Source organism: Aquiflexum gelatinilyticum, assembly GCF_024813435.1.
GTDB lineage: Bacteria > Bacteroidota > Bacteroidia > Cytophagales > Cyclobacteriaceae > Cognataquiflexum > Cognataquiflexum gelatinilyticum.
Genome location: NZ_JANAEZ010000003.1, coordinates 425,804 through 448,843, shown reverse-complemented (window position 1 = coordinate 448,843; position 23,040 = coordinate 425,804). Strand labels below are relative to the sequence as shown.

General features: G+C 38.3%; 19 protein-coding genes. 11 read left to right on the top strand and 8 right to left on the bottom strand.

Annotated elements, in window-relative coordinates; all coding sequences use genetic code 11:
- Positions 1-42 precede the first annotated feature (42 nt).
- Positions 43-2,001 carry a DNA topoisomerase (ATP-hydrolyzing) subunit B gene (gene gyrB / locus NK987_RS09865; protein WP_258425221.1) on the bottom strand — a complete coding sequence of 653 codons (1,959 nt, stop codon included), beginning with the start codon at positions 1,999-2,001 and terminating at the stop codon, positions 43-45.
- 378 nt (positions 2,002-2,379) lie between these two features.
- On the opposite strand from gyrB, the gene NK987_RS09860 reads away from it, so the two are divergent.
- The 3 genes from NK987_RS09860 (at position 2,380) to NK987_RS09850 (ending at position 5,212) form a co-directional block, all read left to right on the top strand.
- Positions 2,380-3,132 (top strand): bacteriorhodopsin-like, encoded by a 753-nt coding sequence (locus NK987_RS09860; RefSeq protein ID WP_259263699.1) that lies wholly within the window; start codon positions 2,380-2,382, stop codon positions 3,130-3,132.
- A 63-nt stretch (positions 3,133-3,195) separates the two neighbouring features.
- Positions 3,196-4,347 carry a lycopene cyclase family protein gene (locus NK987_RS09855; RefSeq protein ID WP_259263698.1) on the top strand — a complete coding sequence of 384 codons (1,152 nt, stop codon included), beginning with the start codon at positions 3,196-3,198 and terminating at the stop codon, positions 4,345-4,347.
- Positions 4,334-5,212, top strand: a complete 879-nt coding sequence (locus NK987_RS09850) for a Brp/Blh family beta-carotene 15,15'-dioxygenase (RefSeq protein ID WP_259263697.1) — start codon at positions 4,334-4,336, stop codon at positions 5,210-5,212. The genes NK987_RS09855 and NK987_RS09850 overlap by 14 nt, the downstream gene beginning before the upstream one ends.
- Here NK987_RS09850 and NK987_RS09845 read toward each other — a convergent pair.
- The 3 genes from NK987_RS09845 to glsA are packed head-to-tail and all read right to left on the bottom strand — an operon-like array spanning position 5,203 to position 7,354.
- The gene (locus NK987_RS09845; protein ID WP_259263696.1) at positions 5,203-5,568 is read right to left on the bottom strand and encodes a CoA-binding protein; all 366 of its coding nucleotides are present in this window, start codon (positions 5,566-5,568) and stop codon (positions 5,203-5,205) included. The two genes, NK987_RS09850 and NK987_RS09845, sit on opposite strands and share 10 nt — an antisense overlap.
- A gap of 2 nt (positions 5,569-5,570) precedes the next feature.
- The gene (gene glsB, locus NK987_RS09840) at positions 5,571-6,527 is read right to left on the bottom strand and encodes a glycine N(alpha)-acyltransferase GlsB (RefSeq protein ID WP_259263695.1); all 957 of its coding nucleotides are present in this window, start codon (positions 6,525-6,527) and stop codon (positions 5,571-5,573) included.
- Positions 6,528-6,538: 11 nt separating this feature from the next.
- Positions 6,539-7,354, bottom strand: a complete 816-nt coding sequence (glsA, locus tag NK987_RS09835; RefSeq protein WP_259263694.1) for a lyso-glycine lipid O-acyltransferase GlsA — start codon at positions 7,352-7,354, stop codon at positions 6,539-6,541.
- Positions 7,355-7,585: 231 nt separating this feature from the next.
- Between glsA and NK987_RS09830 the strand changes: the two genes are divergently transcribed.
- The gene (locus NK987_RS09830) at positions 7,586-8,419 is read left to right on the top strand and encodes an SDR family NAD(P)-dependent oxidoreductase (protein WP_259263693.1); all 834 of its coding nucleotides are present in this window, start codon (positions 7,586-7,588) and stop codon (positions 8,417-8,419) included.
- 49 nt (positions 8,420-8,468) lie between these two features.
- On the opposite strand, the gene surE is transcribed toward NK987_RS09830, so the two are convergent.
- From surE to dnaG, 4 genes are all read right to left on the bottom strand, one after another.
- Positions 8,469-9,251, bottom strand: coding sequence for a 5'/3'-nucleotidase SurE (gene surE / locus NK987_RS09825; protein ID WP_258425213.1), 783 nt, complete (start codon positions 9,249-9,251; stop codon positions 8,469-8,471).
- A 5-nt stretch (positions 9,252-9,256) separates the two neighbouring features.
- A complete protein-coding gene (locus NK987_RS09820) occupies positions 9,257-9,892 on the bottom strand; it encodes a hypothetical protein (protein WP_259263692.1) in 636 nt (211 codons plus the stop codon).
- 110 nt (positions 9,893-10,002) lie between these two features.
- Positions 10,003-11,226, bottom strand: coding sequence for a bifunctional 3,4-dihydroxy-2-butanone-4-phosphate synthase/GTP cyclohydrolase II (locus NK987_RS09815; protein WP_258425211.1), 1,224 nt, complete (start codon positions 11,224-11,226; stop codon positions 10,003-10,005).
- Between the two features lie 85 nt (positions 11,227-11,311).
- The gene (gene dnaG / locus NK987_RS09810) at positions 11,312-13,249 is read right to left on the bottom strand and encodes a DNA primase (protein WP_259263691.1); all 1,938 of its coding nucleotides are present in this window, start codon (positions 13,247-13,249) and stop codon (positions 11,312-11,314) included.
- A 187-nt stretch (positions 13,250-13,436) separates the two neighbouring features.
- On the opposite strand from dnaG, the gene NK987_RS09805 reads away from it, so the two are divergent.
- From NK987_RS09805 to NK987_RS09775, 7 genes are all read left to right on the top strand, one after another.
- Positions 13,437-14,528 carry an Mrp/NBP35 family ATP-binding protein gene (locus NK987_RS09805; protein WP_258425209.1) on the top strand — a complete coding sequence of 364 codons (1,092 nt, stop codon included), beginning with the start codon at positions 13,437-13,439 and terminating at the stop codon, positions 14,526-14,528.
- Between the two features lie 8 nt (positions 14,529-14,536).
- On the top strand, positions 14,537-14,785 hold the full coding sequence (locus tag NK987_RS09800) for a NifU family protein (RefSeq protein ID WP_258425208.1): 249 nt from the start codon (positions 14,537-14,539) through the stop codon (positions 14,783-14,785).
- A 10-nt stretch (positions 14,786-14,795) separates the two neighbouring features.
- Positions 14,796-17,852 (top strand): M43 family zinc metalloprotease, encoded by a 3,057-nt coding sequence (locus NK987_RS09795; RefSeq protein WP_259263690.1) that lies wholly within the window; start codon positions 14,796-14,798, stop codon positions 17,850-17,852.
- A gap of 251 nt (positions 17,853-18,103) precedes the next feature.
- On the top strand, positions 18,104-18,880 hold the full coding sequence (locus NK987_RS09790) for a PASTA domain-containing protein (protein WP_258425206.1): 777 nt from the start codon (positions 18,104-18,106) through the stop codon (positions 18,878-18,880).
- Positions 18,881-20,719, top strand: a complete 1,839-nt coding sequence (locus NK987_RS09785; protein ID WP_258425205.1) for a T9SS type A sorting domain-containing protein — start codon at positions 18,881-18,883, stop codon at positions 20,717-20,719.
- A gap of 7 nt (positions 20,720-20,726) precedes the next feature.
- On the top strand, positions 20,727-21,035 hold the full coding sequence (locus NK987_RS09780) for a rhodanese-like domain-containing protein (protein WP_258425204.1): 309 nt from the start codon (positions 20,727-20,729) through the stop codon (positions 21,033-21,035).
- Between the two features lie 188 nt (positions 21,036-21,223).
- A complete protein-coding gene (locus NK987_RS09775) occupies positions 21,224-22,702 on the top strand; it encodes a M28 family peptidase (protein WP_259263689.1) in 1,479 nt (492 codons plus the stop codon).
- Positions 22,703-23,040: the final 338 nt, after the last annotated feature.

Sequence of the window (23,040 nt, the reverse complement as noted above, 5' to 3'; positions counted from 1 at the left end):
AAAAAAGGGCTTTTGGCCCTTTTTTAAATGAAATTATCAAAATCACGAATCGATTTTGGCGTATTTGGCATTTTTTTCAATAAAATCCCTTCTTGGAGCAACTTCATCCCCCATCAACATGGAAAACAAATGGTCGGCTTCGGCTGCGGATTCTATTGTAACCTGTTTTAATGTCCTTGTATTTGGATCCATCGTAGTGCTCCAAAGTTGCTCAGGATTCATTTCTCCCAAACCTTTGTATCGCTGGATATTGACACTGTCCTCTTTTCCCTCACCTGCCATTTCACGGGTAAGTCTTTTTCTTTCTTCCTCATTCCAACAATACCTCTCGTCTTTGCCTTTTTTCAACAAATATAATGGGGGCTGGGCGATATAGACATATCCATTTTCAATCAATGGGCGCATGTACCTGAAAAACAATGTCAAAATCAAGGTCCTGATATGTGAACCGTCAATATCAGCATCCGTCATGATAACAATTTTATGGTATCTCAAAGATGACATGTCCAATTCTTTGTCATCATTCAAAGTTCCGAACCGGACACCCAATGCTGTCAAAATATTTTTTATCTCCTCATTGTCATAAATCTTATGTTCATGGGCTTTTTCGACATTTAGGATTTTTCCTTTCAAAGGAAGAATCGCCTGAAAATCTCTGTCTCTGCCTTGTTTGGCTGAGCCTCCAGCAGAGTCCCCTTCGACAAGGTAAAGTTCACAGACAGTTGGATCAGAATTGGCACAATCAGCAAGTTTGCCCGGAAGCCCACCGCCTCCAAGTACGTTTTTCCGCTGCACCATTTCACGGGCTTTGCGGGCTGCATGTCTAGCCTGTGCTGCCAATACGACTTTGCCTACAATAATCTTGGCCTCTTTTGGATGCTCTTCAAGCCAAGATTGTAAAACTTCAGAAACCGCACTGTTCACTGCTCCCTGAACATCAGAATTCCCAAGTTTTGTTTTAGTCTGTCCTTCAAATTGAGGCTCAGCAACTTTTACAGAAATTACTGCTGTCAATCCCTCTCTGAAATCGTCACCCGAAACCTCAAGTTTCAGCTTTTCAAGCATACCGGATTTATCGGCGTAGCTCTTTAGTGTCCTAGTCAACGCCATTCTGAAACCGGAAACGTGAGTCCCGCCTTCATAGGTATTAATGGTATTGACGTAAGATACAACATTTTCAGAATAAGAAGAATTATAGCTCATTGCCACCTGAACAGGCACATTTCCCTTTTCTGACTCTATGTAAATCGGATATTCTATGATCTTTTCTTTGGTTTCATCCAAGTATTGGACAAATTCCACCAATCCACCTTCTGAATAAAATTCATCAGTCCGAGGGGTACCGTCTTCTTCAAGCTCCCTGAAATCTTTCAAGAAAATCCTGATCCCGGCATTCAGAAAAGACATTTCCCTCAACCTAGTCGCAATTGTTTCATACTTAAACTCAGTATGGGTAAAGATTGAAGCATCCGGTTTGAAATGGATAATCGTCCCTCTTTTTTCTGTCACTCCTATTTCCCTAACAGGATATTGAGGAACACCTATTTTGTATTCCTGCTCAAAAACCTTCCCATTTCTATGGACTGTGGCCTTCAAATCAGTAGACAAGGCATTGACGCAAGACACCCCTACACCATGAAGACCTCCGGATACTTTGTAGGTATCCTTGTCAAATTTACCGCCTGCATGCAACACTGTCATCACGACCTCAAGAGCTGATTTTTTCTCTTTCAGGTGCATATCTGTCGGAATACCTCTTCCATTATCTTCTACTGTAACGGAGTTATCTTCGTTGATTGCCACATGAATAGTATCGCAATGACCTGCAAGCGCTTCGTCAATTGAGTTATCAACCACTTCCCAAATAAGGTGATGAAGTCCTTTGACTCCAATATCACCGATATACATAGCAGGTCTTTTTCTAACCGCTTCTAAACCTTCTAAAACCTGGATATTATCTGCTGAATAATCCTGATGATTTCCTTCTTTTTGTTCGCTCATACCTTGTTTAAAACGCCTTTTTTATGAAAAAAAAGAGATTTTTTCATTCTTTAATTAACCCGTAATTATACACAAAAAAATCGAGAGCACCTACCCTAATTTCACCTTAAAACCGCCCTTAATCATTCATTTTTAATCTATTTTTCAAATTCTTAAATCTTCAGAATTTTTTACTGAATTAATTCTAAAATACCGAATTATATAAATTTTTGAATCAGACATTTTACATCTGTTTAAACCTGTTTTTCAACACTTTATTTACAATTGTTTAATATTATATACCAATAATTAAACAAAATTTATTCTGTTTAGCTTATGTACACGAGGTCTCACCCAAATAATATTTCAAAAATCCATTTTAACTAAAATCATTAATCTATGAACACCCTATTGACAGCAGATTTGATTGGTCTTGACAAGATCATCAACAGTGATCCGGTAGCCATAACCTTCTTTATAGGTTATATGGCAATGTTCGCTTCAGCAGTTTTCTTTTTCGTAGAAAGAAGCTCTGTAAGCGACAAATGGAAAACTTCCCTTTTGGTATCCGGTCTGATCACCGGTATTGCCGCAGTACATTATTATTACATGAGAGATTTCTATTTGCAAACAGGTCAGAGCCCAACAGCCTTCAGGTATGTGGATTGGACTTTGACTGTGCCTTTGATGTGCGTAGAATTCTATCTGTTGACCAAGCCATTTGGTGCCAAAACAAGCACCCTAACCAAACTGATTCTTGCTTCCTTGCTGATGCTTGTTACCGGTTATATCGGTGAAACGTCGGGAATTGAGAATAACGTGATGTGGGGAATTATTTCTACAATAGGGTATCTCTACATTGTGTATGAAGTATTTGCAGGTGATGTTGCCAAATTGGCAAAAAGCTCTGACAGCCCTGCCTTGGGTAGAGCAATGTTCTTATTGAAAATATTCATCACATTAGGCTGGTCTATCTATCCTTTGGGTTACATGGTGTTGCCTGGAAACTTATTATCAGGTGCTTTTGAAGTTAGCAGCATTGATTTGTTCTACAATTTGGCTGATGCCATCAACAAAATCGGATTCGGTTTGGTAATTTATTCAGTTGCCATTTCTGAAACCAACAAAAACAAAAAAGTACAACACGCATAATTAAAATAGAAAAGGCCTCTCTTGGACAAGAGAGGCCTTTTTCTTAATTAACCCAAGAGACCCATGATAACCTACGATTACATTATCACAGGACTTGGATGTGCCGGTTTAAGTTTGGTTTATTATTTACTTGACAGCCCACTCAAGGATAAAAAAATCTTACTTATCGACAACTCATCCAAAACTGAAAATGACAGAACGTGGTGCTATTGGGCAGAAAAACCACTCGGAATACATCCAAAAAATACTCCTTTGGTTTATTGGGACTCAATCAGCATTACTGATTCCAAAAAATCGGTTTCAGCTGATCTTCAAAACCTGAAATACTTTCATGTCAAATCTTTAGATTTTTATAAGGAGATAATCGAAAAAATAAAGCTATTTCCCAATGTCTCAATTTTAAAAGACAGTGTGGAAAAAATTGAAAGCATTGTCGAAGGTCCAGTGCAAGTTTTGACTTCCAAATCAGGTGTTTTCAAGTCTAATTTTTTATTTAACAGCATTCCTTTTCCTTCACAAAGGAGCGAAACTCAAATTTTAAAGCAATCATTTGTCGGTTGGAAAGTTTCTTGCAAGAATGATTATTTTGATCCAAGTGCTGTATCCATGATGCATTTTGTCACCGATCAACAAAGCAAAACTGATTTCTTTTATATCCTTCCCTACAATAAGAAAGAGGCGCTCATTGAATACACCCTCTATACCAAAAGTGAGGTAGAAATGTCAGAAATGGAGAAAAAGCTTTCAAGTTATCTGGAACATGAACTTGGAGTGTCCGGCTATGACATCACTTTCAAAGAATCCGGTAGCATTCCGATGACTACACTTGAAATTCCACCTCACCAAGACCCAAAGATCATCCACCTTGGCACATTGGCCGGCTGTTCAAAACCATCTACAGGATATACTTTCTATGATATCCAAAGACACTGCATGTCCATTGTATCTGAATTGAATAAAAATGGAACTGTAAGCTCGAGAAAGTGGAACAGGAAATCAAGATTCAGATTTTATGACAATATCATTTTAAATATAGCTATCAAGTGGCCCGGTGCATTGCCTGATATTTTCAGACAGATGTTTTCAAAAAACCAAGCCAATCTAGTCCTGAAATTCCTTCATGAAGAAACAAGCATTTGGGAAGAAATAGGGCTTCTTTCCAGATTGAAGTTTTCAATTTTTCTTAAATCACTTATGAACTATGAGAGGCATTGAGACTGCGGGGAAAATTATTGGGGCAGCTTTGGGAATCAGCTACCTTTTGTTTTTCGAAGGAAATGAAATGTTTCAATGGATTTGTTTTGCCTTAATCCTGATATCCATCGGAATTCCCCATGGAGCGATTGACCATCTTTTGCTTAACCCTGTTGTAGGTAGAAAAAATCTAATCAGATTCATCTTTAAATATTTGTTAATCATCGCGGTCTATCTCGCAATTTGGCTTATTTTCCCTATTTTGGCTTTGGAAGCGTTTCTTATTATGTCTGCTTTCCACTTTGGACAAAGCCACTTTTTTAAAACCCGATTAAATAAATTTTCTAGCTTAACCTATATTTCTCTCGGATCTTTTATCCTAAGCACCATTTTATGGGGAGATTTTAATTATACCCAATCCATTTTGGCAAATATCATTGATGTAAGAGGTTTACCACAATATGGAATATTTGTAATTGCCTTTTTTTGGGGTCTTTCGGCAACTCTGATTGGAGTTAATTTAGGCGAGAAAGGATTGATTCTGGTTCTGGAGATAAGTTTACTTGGCTTGTTATTGTATCAACTTCCTCTTCTTCTTGGCTTCATCATTTACTTCGGATTTTGGCATTCTTTACCGAGCATGACCGAAGAATTTGAAGCATTGAAAGATTACCTTGAAAATCAAAAATTAAAAAATTTCATCAAAAAACTCTTACCTTTCACATCGATGAGTCTGATTGGGATTGCCCTTATCTTATTATTTTTTTACCAAATGATGGAATTCGACCAACTTACTTTGCTTTTTTTCATCTTGGTATCCTTGATCTCTGCTCCACATATTTGGTATATGAACCTTTTTTTGGAAGCAAGAAAAAATCAATATTGACCGGTACTCAGTAGTACCAAAGTGCAGGCTTCCCATGTTTCTATCCCATTTTTCTTAGCCAATTTTTCAAACTCAGGATTCTCTGTTCCAGGATTGAATATGATCCTTTTTGGCTTAAGTGAAAGAATATAATCATACCATTCAGGTTGATTCTGTGGCCCAAGGTAAAGTGTCACTGTGTCAACATCCTTCACTGCGGGTTTTTCTCTAATGTTCAAAATTTCATTGTCAAACACGACACCTGTTTTGATACCAACAGGCACTACCGGAATCTGACGTTCTGACAACATCTCTGCCGCCAGGTAGGCATACCTTGAAGGGTTGGTGGATGCTCCAATGATTACTGTTTTTTTCATAATTACCCTCTGCTTCCAAAAACCCTATCTCGCTCAAAAGTCTCGATATGCCTTTGTTTTTTACTTTCGAATATATCTTCCAAGGTGATCAAAATCCCTGTTTCCTCCACTGCACCAAACTCATCATTCATTGCCGTACCAAATGACTTCATCGTGGGTGATAAGTTCATATAGGTATTGATCAAGGGTGGAATATTTTCTCCTAAAGCTCTTACTCTACTGTTAAGAACCTTATATCCCTCTTTATAATCCAGCCCCTTAAACTGTTCAGAAAAAGTTGAAATATCGGTTTCGTAAGTTAGGAGCAATTCAGGATGTGGTGAGACTAATTTTTCATGATCAGGAAAATAGTATTGCATAAAATATAGCAAAAAATCCCTTGCTTCCCTGTTGTAATGAGGATACATTGTCACTTTACCAAAAAGATACTTGATGTCAGGATTAAGTTTGACCACAGCCCCCAGACCGTCCCAAAGGTTGTCTAATGAAAAAATACCTTTCCTGTTGTCAAGGCTTGGCTGGTATTGCGGTTGGACAAAAGAGCGTCCAAGCTCAATGGTGTAAGGAATATATTCTTGGATAAATTTATCAGAAAATGCAAATAAATGGGCCGTTGATAAGTTGATATTGCCATCTTTATCCATTCCTGCTTCTTTACATTTGATCAAGCGGTATCCTGCCACAATCTCCTCATCTTCAGGATTCCAAGTGATGAGTTGCTGGTAACAATTTGGAAGAATATCATTGTCATCAATGTCCACCTCAAGACCTGTACCTCCACCTGCATGTCTAAACGTCAATTCCCTCAAACGACCGATTTCCCTCATGGTATTTGGGGCATTGTGATGATTGACAAGATAGATTAAATTGTTTCCGTTGTTTGAATAACGCAAAAACCTTTCTGGAGTGAGTTCCTTTTTAATTGATTCTCTGTCTACTGCAGGGATTACTGCTTGCATAAATCTATCATTTAGGCCATTTTATATACAATCTGCTTTACTTCCTCGGCCCATTCACTTTCACTTTTTGACTTATCAAAATAACTGTAAGGAATCGGTTTTCCTATATGAATGATGACTTTTTTGCCTCTTTGAGAAAACATTTCATCGGGTAAATAAAACATTTCAATATTTGTTTTGATACCGATTCGCTTCCTAAGGTTGGCGAAGTTATAGAAGAAATTTGAATTTCTTCCCTCAATGTAGACTGGTACAATATCCTTTTGGTACTTTTTTGATTTGCTGATAAAACTTTTTTTCCATTCCAAATCTTTGATTCCAACAGGTTGCTTTCGTGACACCAACCCGGCAGGAAAAACCAAAACGGCATAATTTCCGGCATAGGTCTCCTCTATCAATTTGGATACATCACGGCTGTTTGACCCTAGCTTATTGACAGGTACAAACAGCGGCTCAAAGTTTTTGATGTTGGTCAGGATGTCATTTACCAAAAACCTGAGGTCGGTTCTGTATTTGCCTAATGCATACATAAATGCTATTCCATCCATTCCTCCCAAAGGGTGGTTGGAAGCAAAAATCACAGGCTTGTCCAAAGGGATATTTTCCGCTCCCGTCAAAGTCACTTCCACCCCAAATTCTCTGATGAGGGCATTAACAAATTCCATTCCCTGCAAATGGCCTATATTGGCCATGACTTTGTTAATTTCATTTTCATGGACAACTTTTTTGACATAATTGATAACGAATCCCGGAAGCCACCTATGTAGGTTGGGATTTTTGTTTTTGAAAACTTGATCTATGTCAATAAATGGCTTTTGTTGTTCCACTTTGTATCAGTGAGGTCGATCGATGAATAAGCAGGTTTCTTATAACTTCCTAGATACCAACGTGAACGGAAAATCATTGGCATTGAAAGTTTCTTTTTATGTAATTTTCTGAAAATCACATGGCTAAAAATACAAATTTTTTAATTTGTGAGGGTTAAAATTTAATATCAATAAAATTAGTTTTCTTGAACCATATGAGGTTTTAATTGTTTTAGAAAAAACAAGAAACAAATGAAACTTGCTATCACAGGGCCTACTTCAGGAATTGGAGAAGTTGCTTTCTCCAAGCTTACCCCCTATTTCAATGAAGTTTTTTTATTAGCCCGAAATGAATCGAAAGCCAATAAACTGATACAATCTCTATCATCCTCTGATCAAAAAAAGGTCAGATTTATCTATTGTGACCTTGCTGACATGGCCTCAGTGGTTGCGGCTGCAAAAAGTATCCTTGAAAAAACATCCACTTTGGATGTCTTGATCAATAATGCCGGTGGGATTTTTCAGAACAAAGAAGTAACGAAAGATGGATTTGAGTTGGGGCTTTCAACAAATCATTTAGGCCATTTTCTTTTGACCCATAATTTGATGCCAATCCTTTTAAATTCAAAAGGTGCGAAGGTAATCAATGTAAGTTCAGAAGGACACAGGGCCGCAAAGGTGGATTTTGATGACCTAAATTATGAAAAGAAAAAATTCAGTTCATTTGTTTCCTATGCCAATGTAAAACTTTTCAACATTTTGTTTACCAAATCTTTAGCTGATAAATATGGAGAAAAAGGTTTGAATGCCTATGCGCTACATCCCGGTGTGGTGAAAACCAATTTTGGAAAAGAAACTTCTGGAGTTTTTAGTTTCTTTTGGAAATTGGCCTCTCCTTTTATGATTACTGCCGAGGAAGGTGCCAAAACGACTATTTTTCTTGCAAAAACAAAAATAGATTCATTGAAAAATGGCTATTACTTTAAGAAAAGTAAACCTTTAAAACCATCTTCAGAAGCCAATTCGAAGAAAATGAGGGAAAGGTTATGGAAAGAAAGTGAAGCCTTGCTAAAAAGCTGGCTTTGAATTTAATCCGGTTATTAACAAAAAGGGAGGAAAATTATCCTCCCTTTTTTTATAATTCATCCCAATTCCATTCCTCGTTGATCTGACTCATCGCGTGATGCGCAGTCAAGTCATATTGGCAGGGGACAATTGAAACATAATTGTTTGCTATCGCCCATTCATCATTGTCTTCGCCTTTGTCAAAATTAACAAAGTTACCAGCCATCCAATAGTATTTCCTTCCATTAGGATCAAATCTTTCTGAAAACTCTTCCTGCCATTTGGCATGGGCCTGTCGACATACTTTTACCCCACGAATCGGTTCGTTTCTTTTTGGTGGGAAATTCACATTCAATGCCACTCCTTTTGAAATTCCATTTTCCAAAACTTGTTTGGAAATTTTATATACATATTCTTCGACATGGCTAAAATCAGCTTTTGAAGAATAATCACATAGACTAAATCCAATCGAGGGAAGGCCTTCCAATGCACCTTCAATGGCAGCAGACATTGTCCCAGAGTACAAAACGGATATTGAGGTATTGCTTCCATGGTTAATTCCGCTTACCACAAGATCCGGCTGCCGGTCTTTCATTACATGGTGTTTTGCAAGTTTGACACAATCTGCAGGTGTGCCACTGGATTTGTAAGCGATAACATCTTCAAAAATATCTTCTTCGTAAAGTCTCAGAGTCTCACCGATGGTGATGGCATGTCCCATTCCGGATTGGGGACTGTCAGGTGCCACCACGACTACATCCCCTAGTTTTTTCATTACATTTACCAATACCCTGATGCCTTTGGAAGTAATTCCATCATCATTGGAAACCAAAATCAATGGTTTTTTTGACATAAAAATTATTTTATTTGATTGTAGTAAGCTGTAATTCGCAGCAAATCACCGCGCTGGTCATGAGTAAGCCTGTTTTTTCTCATATAAAGTTCAACTTCATCAGACCTATCATCAAGAATGTCCAACAGTTCCTTTTTCTTTTGGGAATATTTCTGAATTGCTCCGTCTTTGAGAAAATAAAAGTTGAAAGCTAGTCTGTATGCACCTGACAAAGGTGGACCCCAAATCGGATTCATTACCATGGGAGAATACATTCCCATACCCCTATTGTCAGTAGTGATATATTCCCTGCATAATAACACAATGTTGTTACCTTCCGTCAAAATCTCAAAGAATATGGGAGATTCATAGTCGCCCGAAAGGGAATAAGGCAATGAATAGAAGGTCCTGATTCCGCCATATTGTTCATCAAAGATTTCAAACCTTTCCACATTCGACGCACTAAAAGTTTCGATCCCACTGTTTTGGAGTTGAACAAGGTTGTTTTCAAGGTCGTATTTCAAACTCCCCTGAAAAACCTGACCGTTTGTCGTTATGATCTGGCCTTTATGCCATAACTGAGATGGAAACTGACCGCTTTGAGCTTTTGCCGAAAGGTTAAATATTAATAAGAAGACCAATGTAAGTTGTATGTACCTCATCTCATTCAGTAATTGGGTTCAAGTCAATAACGAATCCTAAATTGAATTGGTTGATACAATTTATATTATGTTATGCAAAATATCGAATTTTAAGCCAACAATTGCTTCCACTACTTGACGTTTTTAAGAATGGTATGTCCCATCTTATCTCGTTTTGTGGTCAAATATTTTTCGTTATGAGGATTTGGCGCTATTTCAATGGGAATTTGCTCCACGATTTGTAAACCATATCCAAGAAGACCGACTCTTTTTGTTGGGTTATTGGAAATCAGCCTGATTTTGCTCACACCCAAATCCCTCAAAATCTGTGCACCGACACCGTAATCTCTTTTATCCATCGGTAATCCAAGCGCAAGATTGGCCTGAACGGTATCCATTCCCTGTTCTTGAAGTTTATAGGCCTTTAGTTTATTCAATAATCCGATTCCTCTCCCTTCCTGATTCATGTAAAGGACTATTCCTTTACCTTCTTTTTCCACCATTTCCATGGCTTTGTGAAGCTGGGGGCCACAATCACATCTGCAACTGCCAAAAATATCTCCGGTGATGCAAGAAGAATGTACCCTGACCATAATGGGCTCATCGATAGTCCAAGAGCCTTTTATCAATGCTAGATGAAGGTCATCTGTGTTGGTTTGTCTAAATGCAATCAGGTCAAAATCCCCCAAGCTAGTAGGCAAGTCAACACCTATCTCCCTTTTGATAAGGCTTTCGTTTTTCAACCTGTAGGCAATCAAATCTTTGATAGACACCAATTTGAGATTAAATCGCTTGGCTACTTCAACCAAGTCCGGCAATCTCGCCATGGTACCGTCTTCATTCATAATTTCGACAAGTACGCCCGCGGGAGACAATCCAGCCAATCTCGCAAAATCAATGGCAGCCTCAGTATGACCTGATCTTCTGAGGACTCCTCCCCTTTTTGCTTTCAAAGGAAAAATATGTCCAGGCTTACCCAATTCATCGGGATGAATACTGTCATCAATCAAGGCACGGATGGTTTTGGCTCGGTCGCTGGCAGAAATACCAGTGGTACAGCCATGACCAATCAGGTCAACAGATACGGTAAAGGGAGTTTCAAATGCTGCTGTATTATTTCCGACCATGAGCTGCAAGCCCAATTGGTCGCACCTGTCTTCAATAAGCGGTGCACAGATCAATCCACGGCCATGGGTAGCCATAAAGTTTATGATTTCGGGAGTTACTTTTTCTGCTGCACAGACAAAATCCCCTTCATTTTCCCTGTCTTCATCATCTACAACAATGATTACCTCACCGTTTTTTATTGCTAATACTGCCTCCTCTATTGAATCGAGTTGAATTGAATTTGACATGGTTGATTTTTGAATGCTGAATAATTTGGTGACAAAATTAGTACCCTTTGCTTTACAAAACAGGATTTCACCAATTAAAGTTTGGTCAATAACTGACGACTATTCCTAATTGTCTGTCGATTTCAACTTGGAACTTTTTGAGTTCCATGTAGATTTCTAGCCTTTGGCTAATTACTTCTACATCCAGTTTCTCCTCATCAGCTTCTTTGATTTTATGTTTTGCTTCTTCCAGCAATTTTTTTATTACTTTTTTCTTCAAATGCAAAACATTGTCATAAACAGTCTTGGCCAAGTCATCGGCTTCGTGATGTGTGAAAATCTGAAACCTTGTTTCCCAAAGTGTGGAAAGTTCATATTTTCTTGTAATCAGATGAATAACCTCGTTTTTTACCTCATGGTCACCGAAGTTCAAAAAATATTCAGGTTGGGGTAATATGCCTTCTGACAAAGCATTTTTATAAATAGTGAGAATTTTATTAAAAACTGCTGTCTCGAAGTTGAGTTCGGATGTCTCCTGAAGCAGGTATTCACAAACCCTTGTTTCCTCAGAAACCATTTCAAAACCGTAACTGACCAAAAGGCGCATCATTTCCCTTTCCTGAATATAAATAAGCGAAGAGGAAGACGCAGGCGTTTCTTTGGTGGGAAGTAAGTCTTCAAAATTGGTTTCTTGTTCCGAATCCCTTTGTTCACGGAAGTGTTTTTCCTTTTCAGTCTTGACAAAGATCTTATTCAATTCGGTCTGAATGATGTCTTCATCTATATCGAGAAGATTTGCAGACTGTTTGATATAGACAGACCTGATGATCGGATCCGGAATTTTCCCCAAGCTACTTACAACCTGTTTTATGAGATCTGCTTGCTTGATGGGATCTTTAGCAGCTTCCTCGGCATAAAGACCGATTTTGAAGGCAATAAAATCCTGTGCCTTTTCCTCAAGATATTCTTTGAAAATGTTTGATCCGACTTTTCTGGAATAACTGTCAGGATCTTCACCCTGCGGAAACACCACAGCTTTGACATTCAAGCCCCCTTCCAAAATCATATCAATCCCCCGGAGAGAAGCTTTGATGCCTGCAGCGTCTCCGTCATAGAGGACGGTGATGTTATCTGTAAACCGTTTGATCAGTTTGATCTGATTTTCGGTAAGGGAAGTACCTGAAGAAGCCACCACGTTTTCTATGCCTGCAAGATGCATCGAAACCACATCTGTGTAGCCTTCTACGAGGTAGCAGTTATCTTTTTCCCGGATGGATTTCTTGGCTTGGAAGATTCCGTAAAGGATATCACTTTTGTGGTAAACCTCTGTTTCAGGGGAATTGATGTATTTGGGTTGCTTTTTATCCTGCGTCAGGATTCTAGCGCCAAATCCGATCGGTTTTCCTCCAAGGTTGTGGATAGTAAAAGTCACCCTTCCTCTAAACCTGTCATAAAGTCTTTCAGGTTCTCCTTCTTTTTGAAGAATCAAACCCGCTTTCAGCAAGATATCTTCAGAATGGCCTGCTTCCTTAGCAGTTTTGAGCAAATTGTCCCATCCGTCCAAAGCATACCCCAAATCAAATTTTTCAATAATAGAAGGGTTGAATCCCCTTTCCTTGAAGTAACTCAGACCGATTGCTTTCCCCTCTTCCTTTTGAAGGTTTTGTACAAAAAATTCCTTGGCAAAATTCAAAGCAATATATAAGCTTTCCTTTTCATTAAATGCCTGAACAGCCTCTGGAGTAACTTGCTTGTCCTCCTCGATTTCTATACCGTATTTCTGCGCCAATTGCCGGATAGCCTCATTGAAACCTATTCCTTCAATATCCATTACAAATTGGATAGGATCCCCTGCCTTTCCGCAGCCAAAACATTTATATATCTGCTTGGCAGGTGAGACAGAGAATGAAGGAGTACTCTCATTATGAAAAGGACAACAAGCCCAAAGATTTTGCCCCTTTTTTTTCAATGGCACATAATCATTGACCACCTCCTCGATGTCCACCCTTTCCCTGACCTTGTCTGTGGTATTTCTGCTTATCACTTATTTTTAAATTTTGGGAATCAAAGATAAAAAGTATTCCATCAAAAACAGGACAGATTAAATACGAAACTTATTGCTAGGGAAGAAAGTTAATGATTTTGAAATATTTCGTGCTTGATGTATCATATAGGTTTTTCAATTGCTATAATTATAGCCTATTTTGCAGTCGGGTTTACCTCATTAAAAAATGAAAATAGAAAAAAACGACATTCTTAAAGCGCTTTCCAAGGTACAGGATCCTGATTTAAAAAAGGATTTGGTGACATTGGGAATGATTCAGAATCTTGATGTGGCAGAAAATAAAATCAGTTTTAAGGTAGTGCTCACTACCCCTGCTTGTCCGCTCAAAGAAGTTATCAAAAATAATTGCATAGAAGTCTTGGAAGAGACATTTGGAAGGAATATCGTTTTGGATATTCACATGACTTCCAATGTGACGAGCAGTAGGGCAAATGCTCCTTTGCTGCCACAGGTAAAAAACATAATTGCCATTGCCTCAGGCAAAGGTGGGGTCGGAAAATCCACTACTGCTTCTAATCTAGCGGTCGCACTTGCAAAAATGGGAGCTAAAGTTGGATTGATAGATGCTGACATTTCAGGTCCTTCGATCCCTATTATGTTCAATGTAGAAGCCGAGCAACCGTCAGTAAAACAGGTAGAAGGAAAAAACATCATCATACCCATAGAACAATATGGTGTCAAATTGATGTCCATTGGTTTCTTGACTCCTGCTGACTCAGCGGTGGTTTGGCGGGGACCAATGGCTAGTTCTGCCTTGAAGCAATTTATAGGCGATGTGGAATGGGGTGATTTGGATTACCTGCTTATCGATTTGCCACCGGGTACCTCTGACATTCACCTGACTATGGTCCAGACAGTTCCTGTCACCGGGGTGGTCATTGTCACTACTCCACAAAAAGTGGCTTTAGGGGATGCAACAAAAGGTTTGACTATGTTTAGACAGCCCCAAATAAACGTTCCCATCTTAGGTGTTGTGGAAAATATGGCCTATTTTTCGCCAGAGGAATTGCCTGAAAACAAGTATTACTTGTTTGGCAAAGAGGGAGGAAAAAGACTTGCAGAGAGATTTGATGTTCCTCTGCTTGGTGAAATCCCGATCGTTCAAAGCATCCGGGAAAGCGGCGATTCTGGATTTCCTGCCGTATTGAAATCAGGAATTACCGAAAAAGCCTTCTCAGCATTGGCAGAGGCAGTAGCCAGACAGGTTGCCATAAGGAATGCTGAAAAAAATAAAACTGAAGTTGTACAAGTAAATTAAAAAAATAAATGAGTTTACCTCTTAGTGAAAGAATTGAAGCAGCATTGGACAGCATCAGGCCATATTTGGAGGCTGATGGAGGAAATGTAAGAATTGTGGAAGTTACAGATGATTTTATTCTGAGATTAGAATTGACCGGAACCTGTAGTTCCTGCCCAATGTCAACCATGACCCTAAAGGCCGGCGTTGAAGAAGCAATCAAAAGGTCAGTTCCTGAGATTACCAAGGTTGAAGCTGTAAATGTTTTAGTTGCTTAATTTAACACGGATGAAATTAAAGTCTTTTGGTAAAGGAATAAGATATGCCTTATTCCTTTTGTTTTCCCTGACAAATCTCAAAGTTGAGGCCCAGAATTTTTTTGGCCAACCCTATCAGCATATTCATGATGAGAAATGTGCACATGTGCTCATGGAAAAAATGCAAGAGGATAAGCTGGGTATTTATGGCAGCAGAGAGTATTTCGAATCATGGATTACAAAAGAAATCAACCAAAAGAAGAAAAATTTTAACCCCCAACAAAGAGTACAGGCAGAAAAAAGGGTAATACCTGTGGTTGTACATGTCCTTCACAACGGTACCCCAGAAGGAGCATCCACAAATATTCCATTTTCTCAGATTGAAAGCCAGATTCGTATTTTGAATGAGGACTTCAGAAGACTCAATGCAGATACGATTTTTACTCCCGAAGAATTTTTGGGGGTTGTTGCAGATGCAAATGTTGAATTTGTCTTGGCCAAACAAGATCCTAATGGTTTGCCTACTACAGGGGTTGTCAGGGTTTTGAGTCCTAAGACCTCATTTAATCCAAACAGTTCAAGTGATGTCGAATTGATAAGCCAGACGTCTCTTTGGCCACCTGAAGATTATCTTAACATTTGGGTAGTAACTTTAGTGTCTCCGTTTATAGGTTATGCTTCATTTCCGGTTTCGAACTTACCCGGACTCAACTTTCCTCCCAATTCAAGAGAAACTGACGGTGTAACCATAGATTACCGTTATTTTGGAGAAGGGGGTAATGCTGTCTCAGGTTCAAAAGGACGGACTACAACCCATGAAGTCGGACATTTTTTCGGATTGCGTCATATTTGGGGAGATGGAGATTGTTCTGTTGACGACTTTGTGGAAGATACACCCCTCCAAAGTGGCTCAAACAATGCTTGTAGAACTTCAAATCCAAGATTTACCTGTAATACTAGAGACCTTGTGGAAAACTACATGGACTATACTCCGGACAACTGCATGAATAACTTCACTTTTGGTCAAGTCGCAAGAATGGATGTTGTCTTGGCAGAAAGTCCAAGAAGGGCCTCCCTGGTAAATGGTAGAGGGACTATTGCTCCTGAGCTCTTTTCAAGTGACCTCGCTTTACAAAAGATAGTGGAACCTCAGGACTTAATTTGTGATTTGAACCTGACCCCGGTTTTGGAAATTTTGAATAGAGGTAGTAATGTGATTACTTCTGCGACGATAGAAATTAGAAACAACGGAACACTTCTACAATCAAAGAACTTTAATTTAAACTTGAATACAGGTCAAGAAACTACTGTATCTTTTGACCCGATCAGTTTAAATTCTTCAGGAAATAATTTTGTCGCCACGATAAGACTTGTAAACGGTACCGCAGATCAAAACCCTTCAAATAATACGATTCAATCGAGTCCAAGCATTCAACCCGTTGTTCCACTTCCATACGCATTCAGTTTTGATGATATCGGAAATAAGTGGGTAATCGATAATCCTGATGGTTTATTTACTTGGCAAGCAACCCAAGTGGTGTTAGACGGACAAGCTGAACAGGCATTGTTTATCAGGAATTATGAATATGAGGCATTCGGAGAATTGGATTATTTCATATCTCCTCAGATAGATCTCAGTACTTTCCAAAATGCACAGTTAACGTTCAATATGGCCTATGGTCCATTCAACAACAACTCGTTTGGGGATTACTTGTTGGTAGCGGTATCTACAGATTGCGGCAATACATTCGATATCATAAATGCTCCTTATGATAAGGATTTTAATTTCCTTCGCACTTCGACACCTACCCTTGATGAATTTATACCTACTAGTAATTCCCAGTTCAGAAGGGAAATTGTCAACTTAAGTCAATTTGCAGGTTTTGGAAATGTCCGTGTGGCATTTATCGGAAGAAATGGCTTCGGAAATAATCTATACATAAAAGATATAGAAATCCTCCAAGAGGAGACCTTCAAGTATGACCTTAAGCTCGAAGAATTGATCAGTCCAACACCAATTGGATCCAATAATCATGAAAGTGAAGTGATTTCTGTAACCAATACCGGAAATCTACCTATTTCGGGATTTATATTCAGGAGGATTTCAGGTGGATCAAACCAAGGTTTCATTGCAAGAGCAGAACCATTGGCTGCAGGAGAAACAGCCAACATAAACCTTCCAAAATCGACCAGCCTAGGAATCAACACTTTATCTTATACAATACTATTTCCAAATTTTGACCAAAATGCTCGGGAAGAAATTACTTTAAGTCGATTTGTCCACATGGATACCGAAAAAACAAGGGCTCCCTTAAGACAAAACTTCAACGGAACTTCTACCATTGGGCCATGGATCAGCATCAATCCTGAAAACCAGTTTCCTTCTTGGATTATTTCTCCCCTTCAATCAGGAAGCATAGGGAGCAATGTCAGTAAGGTAGAAATCACACCAACAGAAAATAGCTTCTGGTTGGGTTCTCCAATATTGGATCTGTCAATCAGTCCTCAAGCAAGTGTTTTCTTTGACAGGGCTGCTGGTATTGTGAATCCAAATACAGTGTTAAAAGTAATGGCAAGCGATAATGGCGGAGATACTTACACTGAAGTATACAGAAAAACAGGTGCGGAAATAACGACCGTTCAAGCCGCAAATGCAAATCCAAACAATGCTTCTGAATTTGTAAGGGACTTCGTGGATTTGACACCTTTTGCCGGTACAAACAAGAAAAATTCAAGAATAGCTTTCGTAATTGAAAACAGTGATGAGGAAAGCAGTTCGGTTTACCTAGATAATATTGAGCTATTTATATCAGCAAACCCTGAACCTGTAGTACCTGAACTTGGGGAAATTTCCCTTTATCCAAACCCTGCAGTAGAATACTTCAATGTTGCTTTCAATTTTGCAAATTATGAATCGGTAAACATCCAGATATTCTCCTCTACAGGTGCCCTTCTGCATGATGTGGATTACGCCAATACCTTGAACCAAACTTATACTTTTGCTTCCCAGCAATTTTCAAAAGGGTTGTTTATCGTGAAGATCACAAGTAGATCAGTATCGGAAACCAGAAAACTATTTATTCAATAAACCTTAAACCCTTCCGTTCAAAATTCGGAAAAGATAATTGTATAGATGGTTCAATTGATGAATCTCGTTTTCGATTCAGAAAAACAAAAAATGACACATCTAAGAAAAAAGTCGAGTTACCTGGTTTTGGGTATTCGACTTTTTTCTTTTGGGATTACCTGCCGATAAAGACTCGAATTGATGATATTTGTTGTTTAGAAAGCAAATATAATTTTACCTTTATACGTTAGCATAAAGATTACATCTGATTCATGGGGAATACAAAAGACTCAATTAAGAAAATTGCCATCCACCTAGGTTTGGTTTTCCTGACCATTACAATTCTATCCTTTATTTTTCTGAAGATTTACCTTCCTTCATACACCAATCATGGACAGACTGTGACTGTTCCTAATCTAGAAGGATTTGAGGTAGGAGAACTAGAGAAATTTCTTTCAGATAGAGATCTTACTTATGAAGTAAATATTGATAGCGGTTATAGCGTAGAAGCCAAACCTTTCTCTGTACTTAAGCAAAATCCCGGTCCTGACAGCAAAGTCAAAAAAGGCAGGAAGATCTATGTCACCCTCAATGCCCGAAATGCACCATTGATAAAAATGCCAAATCTGGTAAACAGCCTTTTGAAAAATGCCCAGGAAATTCTTGGAAATATAGGTTTGGTCCGTGGGGAAATCATCTATGTACCTGATATCGGGATCAACGTAGTTTTGGAACAAAAATATAGAGGTAGAAACATAGACGAAGGTTTTGAAATCCCAAAAGGATCTCAAATTGACTTGGTTGTTGGAGATGGTTTAGGAAACCAAATCCTGGAAGTACCGTCTCTGACTGGTCTGGATGAAATAGACGCAGAGTTTTTGATCATCGGATCAGGTTTAAGAATGGGTAATATCAACTATGTCGAAACCGACAGTGTTGCTCCAGGAATTATTATAAGGCAAATGCCTCCTGCGGGAGTATCAGTCAAAACCGGTGAACCCATAGAAATCTGGATTTCTGAAGGAAAAAAAGGAACAAACAATTTTTAAATGGGATTATTGAAACCAATATTTCTTCAAATTTTTATTCTGGTACTTATATTAAGTCCTTACTCTTCCATTGCCCAGTTTCAACAGCTTCCAACCCCGATTCAAGCACCACAAAAATCTGATTCCTTTGCAAATAAAAGAATCAAAGCTGAGAGGCTAACGCTTCCATTTTGGGATGATTTTTCAGGCCCCCAATTGGATACAAACAAATGGATCAGTGAAGGCGCAACCCAGTCAACAACAGTTGCCAATGCCGCTCCGACAATAGGAACCTTGCTTCTAGATGGAATAGACGAAGCAGGCAGGCCTTATTCGACAGTACAGTTTGAACAAGGACTGACTGATAAAATCACTTCATTTCCTATCGATTTATCCGGATTAAGCACTTCGGAGGCAAATTCTGTTTATTTAAGTTTTTTTTGGCAGCCGGGTGGAAAAGCAGAAATGCCCGATCCGAATGATTTTCTTTCCCTTCAATTTTTGGATCAAGATAGCTTATGGGTCAATGTCTGGGAAAAATCAGGAGGGCTTACCGCAGAAGAATTTTTCTTTACCCAGGAGACCATCAAGGTCCTTCCTAAATTCTTACATGATAAATTCCAATTCAGGTTTCAGATCCAGGGCAGAAGTTCCGGCCCATTTGACAGTTGGATTTTGGATTATGTATTCCTCCATAAAAACCGAACTGAGACCGATCTATCATTTCCGGATAGAGCGCTTACACTTTCTAATTCAAGGCCATTCGAAAAATATTCTGCCATTCCACTTTTTATTTTACAAAAAGACCAGGATACATTTTGGAATACAACTTCAAACGAATTCAAAAATCTTGACAATGGTTTCAGAGCAATGGAATACACATTTGAAATCCGTGAAAAAGCTAATCAGAATGTAGTCAAGACGATCAACAGCAACACTCCATTCAATCCTGTACCTGTAGGGCAAGAAAGAAGAACATTCGGAAGCAATACCATTTCTAATGTTCCACTACCTGATGAAGAAATGGATTATGAACTTATCAGCTACTTGGTGACAGGTGATGGCTTATTGAATGGTGTTGAAAATGGGATACCAATCACCTATCCTGAAGTGGATTTCAGGATCAATGACACAGTCAGAACAACACTTCCTATTCGCGATTTTTTGGCTTATGATGATGGAAGCGTGGATTATTCTGCAGGAATCAATCAAAGATCAGGAATGCTTGCTGTAAGGTACGAGGTAAGCAGTACTGTTTATTTAAAAGGTATCAGCATCAACTTTACAAACTTCACCCAATTGGGGGGAGTTATAGACCTGATGGTTTGGAAGGAACTGGAAGAAGAACCTATCTTCAAAAAAGAAGTATTTATCCCAACAAAAACTTCCCTGAATGAATTTGCCTACTTTGAAGTAGATCAAAATGTAGCAATCGATGGTTCATTTTATATTGGGTTTACCCAATTTACAAATGACTTCCTATACGTGGGATTAGACAAAACATATGATAATGGTGGTGAGATATTTTTTAATGCCACCGGATCTTGGGTTCAGAATGAGACAGTCGAAGGTTCTCTTATGATCAGGGCTCATCTATTGGGAACACCCCCCTTTGAAAGTGAGTCAGAGGCTTCAGTTCCTTTAAAAATTTACCCCAATCCTGTGGTAGGTTCATTATTGATAGAAGGCAAAGTGGATACCATCAATGTATATGATCCAATGGGAAGAAATATTATACTTCCCATATCAGATTATGATAAAGGGAAAAATGTTAATTTTGAGGGAATGCAAAGCGGTATATATGTAGTCAAAACCACCATTGGGAAAGAACAAAAGTCATTTAGAATACTGGTAAAATAAATAAATCATGGAAGATATTACTGTAGAAGAGCTAAAAAAGAAATTGGATGACAAAGAAGACTTTGTATTTATAGATGTCAGAGAAGAATGGGAATATGAAGAAGATAACCTTGGGGCACTCAATATTCCAATGGGGCAATTGGCACATCAACTTAATGAAATCAAAGATTTCAAGGATAAAGAAATTGTAATGCAATGCAGATCAGGAGCAAGAAGTGGGAATGCAAAAAGATTCCTTGAAACCCAAGGATTTAATAAAGTTAGGAACTTGCTTGGCGGAATACTTGCATACCGTGAAATGGAAGAAAACCTTTGATCATTCAAAAAAATCCTAAAAAAAGGATCTCAAATGAAACAGTCACTTAGACTGTTTTTTTTTTGTCAAAATTTAACCTTAAGGTCTGACTTTTATTGATTTCATTTTTATTGAATAGGTCTAAGTTTATGGATTCTTTGTACTCAGCAATAATTATAATATATTCAGCCACAAACATAATTACCACCATGTCAAAAAGGAAAACACTATTGTTGGCACTATCGGCACTTGCATTTCAAGTACAGGCCCAAAAAAGCAGCATTGAAAAAGAGTTTAACGAAAAGGAAGCCATTTCCCATTTCAGGTATTTGGCATCAGATGAATTAATGGGAAGGGACCCAATTCGACCTGAAATAGACGCTGCAGCAAGATATATTTCAGAGCAGTTTTGGAAATACGGCGCACATCAAATTGAAGGTGCCAATGGATATTACCAAAATATTCCTTTTAGATTATCCTCTCCCCCATCAAAAGGAACTGTTTCCTTGGGGAAGAATATTTTTGAACAAGGAGATGGACTTTTGGTATTAGATGGTCCATCTTTATCCGGTAAATTTGGATTGGTAGTAGTCGGATATGGACAGGAGGCTGATTTTGAAGGTAAAGATGTCAAAGGAAAAATTGTGGTGACCAATGTAGGAGCACCCAACAGATTAAGTCCTGCAGATCTATTCAGTGCAGGAAGAGACAAAATTGCTTTGGCAAAATCAAAAGGTGCCATCGCCTTAATTGAAATGTATAATGTCCCCTCTGTACCTTGGAATCTTGTTGCCAACTATCTGAACAGACCGCAATTGACAGTAGATAATTCCAAAGGGGAAGAAACTATTCCTTATATATGGTTGAAAGATTTAAACAATGAATCAATCAATGCAATTGGGAAAGGAGAGTATTCGACAACAGAAGTCCAAATACAAGGAAAAATCAATAGAAAAATCACAGGAAAAAATGTGGTTGCCATAATTGAAGGGACAGATCCAAAGCTTAAAAATGAGTATATCATGCTTTCTGCACATTATGACCATGTCGGTGTGGGAAAACCCAATGCAGAAGGGGATTCCATATATAACGGCGCAAGGGATAATGCAGTAGGAACGGTGGCCGTAATCAATGCTGCAAAATACTTTGCAAAAAACCCTCCCAAGCGGTCAATATTACTTTGTGCATGGACAGCTGAGGAAAAGGGCTTATTGGGCTCTGCATATTTCTCTGAAAATCCTTTAATCCCGCTTAATCAAATTATTTTCAACCTAAATATTGACAATGGTGGATACAATGATACATCCATCATAACTGTTATTGGATTGGGCAGAACTTCAGCCGATCCATTAATCGAAGTCGCAGCTACAGAATTCGGACTGAAAGCTACCACAGATCCTTCTCCTGAACAGGGATTATATGACAGGTCGGATAATGTGAATTTTGCCAGAAAGGGTATCCCTGCTCCAACTTTCAGTTTGGGTTTTACAGCTTTTGATGATGAAATCAATAAATATTACCACCAGCCGGGAGACCAAGTCGATAACTTTGACTTAGACTATGCTTTGCTTTATTGGAAGTCCTATATTTTGGCTGCACAAAACATAGCTAATTGGAACGAGAGACCTGTCTGGAAGTCTGGCGATAAATATGAGGCTGTCAGCAAAGAATTGTATAAAAAGGAATAATTAAATTCCTTACACCGAAATATTTTGAATTTAAATTGGCTGCCGAAAAATTCGGTGGCCAATTTTTTTTACTTTTTTTCCTTTTCTGATTTTTATTGAAAAAATGACTTTAAAGTCATTTTTTCCATTTTATAAATCTCAAATTCTACATTTCGGAAATCAAAAACAGCCAAATTTCAATTTAAATGCACTTTTTTGGTGATTCAGAGATTTTTGAATAATAATTTTTTAGCATTTTAGGCTAGAGTGATTTAATAACAAACACACATAAAAATCATTTTTAAATGTTAAAAAATGCATTTTGTAAAATTATTTTTAAAATAAATTTGGATGTGAAA